The sequence below is a fragment of the Pseudothauera rhizosphaerae genome (genome assembly GCF_004801305.1).
GTDB lineage: Bacteria > Pseudomonadota > Gammaproteobacteria > Burkholderiales > Rhodocyclaceae > Pseudothauera > Pseudothauera rhizosphaerae.
The window spans coordinates 1-5,411 of the sequence record NZ_SSOD01000031.1 but is presented as its reverse complement, the minus strand read 5'-3'; the positions used below and the strand labels follow the sequence as shown (position 1 = coordinate 5,411).

Here is a 5,411-nt window from a genome sequence, read left to right as displayed (position 1 = left end):
GGTATGAGTTAGTCTGACGATGACCTACTTTCGCGAGGGGAACCTCACTATCATGGGCGCGTACTCGTTTCACGGACCTGTTCGGGATGGGAAGGGGTGGGACCGAGCAGCTATGGTCGTCAGACTGTGACGGGTAACAAAGGGGAGGGGAGTAGTTCTGGGGTGGTGATTGTTCTTTTGAGTTCTGGACTTGGTGTTGCAAGGTTATAGGATCAAGCCACACGGGCAATTAGTACGGGTTAGCTCAACGTGTTGCCACGCTTCCACACCCCGCCTATCAACGTTGTGGTCTTCAACGACCCTTCAGGGGGCTCGAGGCCCCGGGGAAGTCTCATCTCGAGGCGAGTTTCCCGCTTAGATGCTTTCAGCGGTTATCTCTTCCGCACTTAGCTACCCGGCGATGCGACTGGCGTCACAACCGGTACACCAGAGGTGCGTCCACTCCGGTCCTCTCGTACTAGGAGCAGGTCCCCTCAAACTTCCAGCGCCCACGGCAGATAGGGACCAAACTGTCTCACGACGTTTTAAACCCAGCTCACGTACCACTTTAAATGGCGAACAGCCATACCCTTGGGACCGGCTACAGCCCCAGGATGTGATGAGCCGACATCGAGGTGCCAAACTCCGCCGTCGATGTGAACTCTTGGGCGGAATCAGCCTGTTATCCCCAGAGTACCTTTTATCCGTTGAGCGATGGCCCTTCCATACAGAACCACCGGATCACTATGACCTGCTTTCGCACCTGCTCGACTTGTCGGTCTCGCAGTCAAGCCGCCTTTTGCCATTGCACTATCAGTACGATGTCCGACCGTACCTAGGCGACCTTCGTACTCCTCCGTTACCTTTTGGGAGGAGACCGCCCCAGTCAAACTGCCTGCCATGCACGGTCCCCGACCCGGATTCACGGGCCTGGGTTAGAACCTCGACGACACCAGGGTGGTATTTCAAGGACGGCTCCACCGGAACTAGCGTCCCGGCTTCATAGCCTCCCACCTATCCTACACAAGTCCCGTCAAAGTCCAATGCAAAGCTACAGTAAAGGTTCATGGGGTCTTTCCGTCTTGCCGCGGGGAGATTGCATCTTCACAAACACTTCAACTTCGCTGAGTCTCAGGAGGAGACAGTGTGGCCATCGTTACGCCATTCGTGCAGGTCGGAACTTACCCGACAAGGAATTTCGCTACCTTAGGACCGTTATAGTTACGGCCGCCGTTTACCGGGGCTTCGATCAAGAGCTTGCACCCCATCACTTAACCTTCCGGCACCGGGCAGGCGTCACACCGTATACGTCATCTTTCGATTTTGCACAGTGCTGTGTTTTTAATAAACAGTCGCAGCCACCGATTCTCTGCGGCCCCTTCGCCCTTCGGCTGTTCGCCTACAAGCTAACGGGGCATACCTTCTCCCGAAGTTACGGTATCAATTTGCCGAGTTCCTTCTCCTGAGTTCTCTCAAGCGCCTTGGTATTTTCAACCTGCCCACCTGTGTCGGTTTGCGGTACGGTCGATTCTAGACTGAAGCTTAGAGGCTTTTCCTGGAAGCAGGGTATCAACCACTTCGGTCCGCAAGGGACCTCGTCATCACGCCTCAGCTCAGCCCGACGGATTTGCCTATCGGGCACGCCTACACGCTTAAACCGGGACGTCCAACACCCGGCCGGCCTAACCTTCTCCGTCCCCCCATCGCATCTAGAACCGGTACAGGAATATTGACCTGTTTCCCATCGACTACGCATTTCTGCCTCGCCTTAGGGGCCGACTCACCCTGCGCCGATGAACGTTGCGCAGGAAACCTTGGGCTTTCGGCGAGGGTGCTTTTCACACCCTTTATCGCTACTCATGTCAGCATTCGCACTTCCGATACCTCCAGCATCCCTTACGAGACACCTTCGCAGGCTTACGGAACGCTCCCCTACCACGTGCCAAACGGCACATCCGCAGCTTCGGTTCATGGCTTGAGCCCCGTTACATCTTCCGCGCAGGACGACTCGACTAGTGAGCTATTACGCTTTCTTTAAAGGGTGGCTGCTTCTAAGCCAACCTCCTAGCTGTCTGGGCCTTCCCACCTCGTTTGCCACTTAGCCATGCATTTGGGACCTTAGCTGGCGGTCTGGGTTGTTTCCCTCTTGACAACGGACGTTAGCACCCGCTGTCTGTCTGCCGTATATCACTTTGCGGTATTCGGAGTTTGCTATCGCGGGGTAGATCGCAGTGACCCCCCCAACGATTACAGTGCTCTACCCCCGCAAGTGTCCGTACGACGCACTACCTAAATAGTTTTCGGGGAGAACCAGCTATTTCCGGATTTGTTTAGCCTTTCACCCCTATCCACAGCTCATCCCCTAACTTTTCAACGTTAGTGGGTTCGGACCTCCAGTACCTGTTACGGCACCTTCATCCTGGCCATGGATAGATCATCCGGTTTCGGGTCTACGCCATGCGACTATTTCGCCCTTATCAGACTCGGTTTCCCTACGCCTCCCCTATTCGGTTAAGCTCGCCACATAACGTAAGTCGCTGACCCATTATACAAAAGGTACGCAGTCACCCCACAAGGAGGCTCCCACTGTTTGTATGCATGCGGTTTCAGGATCTATTTCACTCCCCTCCCGGGGTTCTTTTCGCCTTTCCCTCACGGTACTGGTTCACTATCGGTCGATCACGAGTATTTAGCCTTGGAGGATGGTCCCCCCATCTTCAGACAGGATTTCTCGTGTCCCGCCCTACTTGTCGCACGCTCAGACCCGCCACCTTGTTTTCGCATACGGGGCTATCACCCTTTATTGCCGGACTTTCCAGACCGTTCTGCTAACAAGATGGTTTAGTCGTGCAGGCTGCTCCGTGTTCGCTCGCCACTACTTACGGAATCTCGGTTGATTTCTGTTCCTGCAGCTACTTAGATGTTTCAGTTCGCTGCGTTCGCCTCCTCAGACCTATGGATTCAGTCTGGGATGACCCCAAAGGGCCGGGTTTCCCCATTCGGACATCGCGGGATCAATGCTCCATTGCCAGCTCCCCCACGCTTTTCGCAGGCTTGCACGTCCTTCATCGCCTGTGATCGCCAAGGCATCCACCACATGCACTTAGTCGCTTGATCCTATAACCTTGGACCCTCCCCTCAACTTGCCGGGAAGGCCCGCCGCCATAGCCTCAGAACTCGTTTGTGCGCCACACCCACCGCCGGTTCGCAAGCGGATATGGCTCGAATGCAATCACAACCCATGCACCCGGCGGCTGACATTGCCCCGCCGGGCACACGAACTACTACCTTTCCACTTTGTTAAAGAACGAACCTCTTCACGACCATTGCCGTAAGGGGTGAAGCCTGATCTCATTCCAGATCACGCTTCACACCTCACCTTTTCAACACACTGCCCGCCGCCGGCCACTGGTGGAGCTGGTCGGGATCGAACCGACGACCCTCGGCTTGCAAAGCCGATGCTCTCCCAGCTGAGCTACAGCCCCCCGTGCTTGAAACGATGGTGGGTCTGGTTGGGTTCGAACCAACGACCCCCGCCTTATCAAGACGGTGCTCTAACCAGCTGAGCTACAGACCCGCGGTATGTGTGTGTTGCGAGGCTCATGCCACATGGACAACCGATAAGCTGTGGGTACTTGAACGCTGTGATCCGTTCTCTTGAAAGGAGGTGATCCAGCCGCACCTTCCGATACGGCTACCTTGTTACGACTTCACCCCAGTCATGAATCTCACCGTGGTAAGCGCCCTCCCGAAGGTTAAGCTACCTACTTCTGGTGAAACCCACTCCCATGGTGTGACGGGCGGTGTGTACAAGACCCGGGAACGTATTCACCGCGACATGCTGATCCGCGATTACTAGCGATTCCGACTTCACGCAGTCGAGTTGCAGACTGCGATCCGGACTACGATCGGCTTTGTGGGATTGGCTCCACCTCGCGGCTTGGCAACCCTCTGTACCGACCATTGTATGACGTGTGAAGCCCTACCCATAAGGGCCATGAGGACTTGACGTCATCCCCACCTTCCTCCGGTTTGTCACCGGCAGTCCCACTAAAGTGCCCAACCGAATGATGGCAATTAGTGGCAAGGGTTGCGCTCGTTGCGGGACTTAACCCAACATCTCACGACACGAGCTGACGACAGCCATGCAGCACCTGTGTCCAGGCTCCCGAAGGCACCCCCGCCTCTCAGCAGGGTTCCTGGCATGTCAAGGGTAGGTAAGGTTTTTCGCGTTGCATCGAATTAATCCACATCATCCACCGCTTGTGCGGGTCCCCGTCAATTCCTTTGAGTTTTAACCTTGCGGCCGTACTCCCCAGGCGGTCGACTTCACGCGTTAGCTGCGTCACTCAGTGCGTTACCGCTCCGAACGACTAGTCGACATCGTTTAGGGCGTGGACTACCAGGGTATCTAATCCTGTTTGCTCCCCACGCTTTCGTGCATGAGCGTCAGTACAGGCCCAGGGGGCTGCCTTCGCCATCGGTGTTCCTCCACATCTCTACGCATTTCACTGCTACACGTGGAATTCCACCCCCCTCTGCCGTACTCCAGTCGTGCAGTCACAAGCGCAGTTCCCAGGTTAAGCCCGGGGATTTCACACCTGTCTTACACAACCGCCTGCGCACGCTTTACGCCCAGTAATTCCGATTAACGCTCGCACCCTACGTATTACCGCGGCTGCTGGCACGTAGTTAGCCGGTGCTTCTTCTGTCGGTACCGTCAGCAACGCCCTCTATTCAAAGGCGCCTTTTCTTCCCGACTGAAAGAGCTTTACAACCCGAAGGCCTTCTTCACTCACGCGGCATGGCTGGATCAGGGTTGCCCCCATTGTCCAAAATTCCCCACTGCTGCCTCCCGTAGGAGTCTGGGCCGTGTCTCAGTCCCAGTGTGGCTGATCATCCTCTCAGACCAGCTACGGATCGTCGCCTTGGTAGGCCTTTACCCCACCAACTAGCTAATCCGACATCGGCCGCTCCAATGGCGCGAGGCCCGAAGGTCCCCCGCTTTCCCCCTCAGGGCGTATGCGGTATTAATCCGGCTTTCGCCGAGCTATCCCCCACCACTGGGTACGTTCCGATGCATTACTCACCCGTTCGCCACTCGCCGCCAGGCCGAAGCCCGCGCTGCCGTTCGACTTGCATGTGTAAAGCATGCCGCCAGCGTTCAATCTGAGCCAGGATCAAACTCTTAAGTTCAATCTCTGCAAAGTACTCAAAATCATCACTGACTTTTGCGAGCACTCGAATCATTGTGAAACCCCTGCCCCGAAGGGCAGCGACCACAACACCCAAGCACCCACACTTATCGATTGTCCAGGTTTTTAAAGAACCGCTGCGCGGGCAGCGAAGAAGCGAAAGTTTGACCCATACAACTACTCCCGTCAACCCCCTCCAGCGCCCCAACTCACCACCCAGACACCGGAAGTACCGCT

The 5,411-nt window shown here is 55.9% G+C and carries 2 tRNA genes and 3 rRNA genes; all 5 read right to left on the bottom strand.

Annotation, left to right across the window (positions count from 1 at the left end):
* Nucleotides 1-11 precede the first annotated feature (11 nt).
* Nucleotides 12-124, bottom strand: a 5S ribosomal RNA gene (rrf, locus tag E6O51_RS21565).
* An 84-nt stretch (nucleotides 125-208) separates the two neighbouring features.
* Nucleotides 209-3,096: ribosomal RNA gene (locus E6O51_RS21560) — 23S ribosomal RNA — on the bottom strand.
* A gap of 292 nt (nucleotides 3,097-3,388) precedes the next feature.
* Nucleotides 3,389-3,464 (bottom strand) — tRNA-Ala (locus E6O51_RS21555).
* 15 nt (nucleotides 3,465-3,479) lie between these two features.
* Nucleotides 3,480-3,556, bottom strand: a tRNA-Ile gene (locus E6O51_RS21550).
* 83 nt (nucleotides 3,557-3,639) lie between these two features.
* A 16S ribosomal RNA gene (locus tag E6O51_RS21545) occupies nucleotides 3,640-5,175 on the bottom strand.
* Together the 16S, 23S and 5S rRNA genes with 2 tRNA genes alongside form the textbook arrangement of a ribosomal RNA operon.
* Nucleotides 5,176-5,411: the final 236 nt, after the last annotated feature.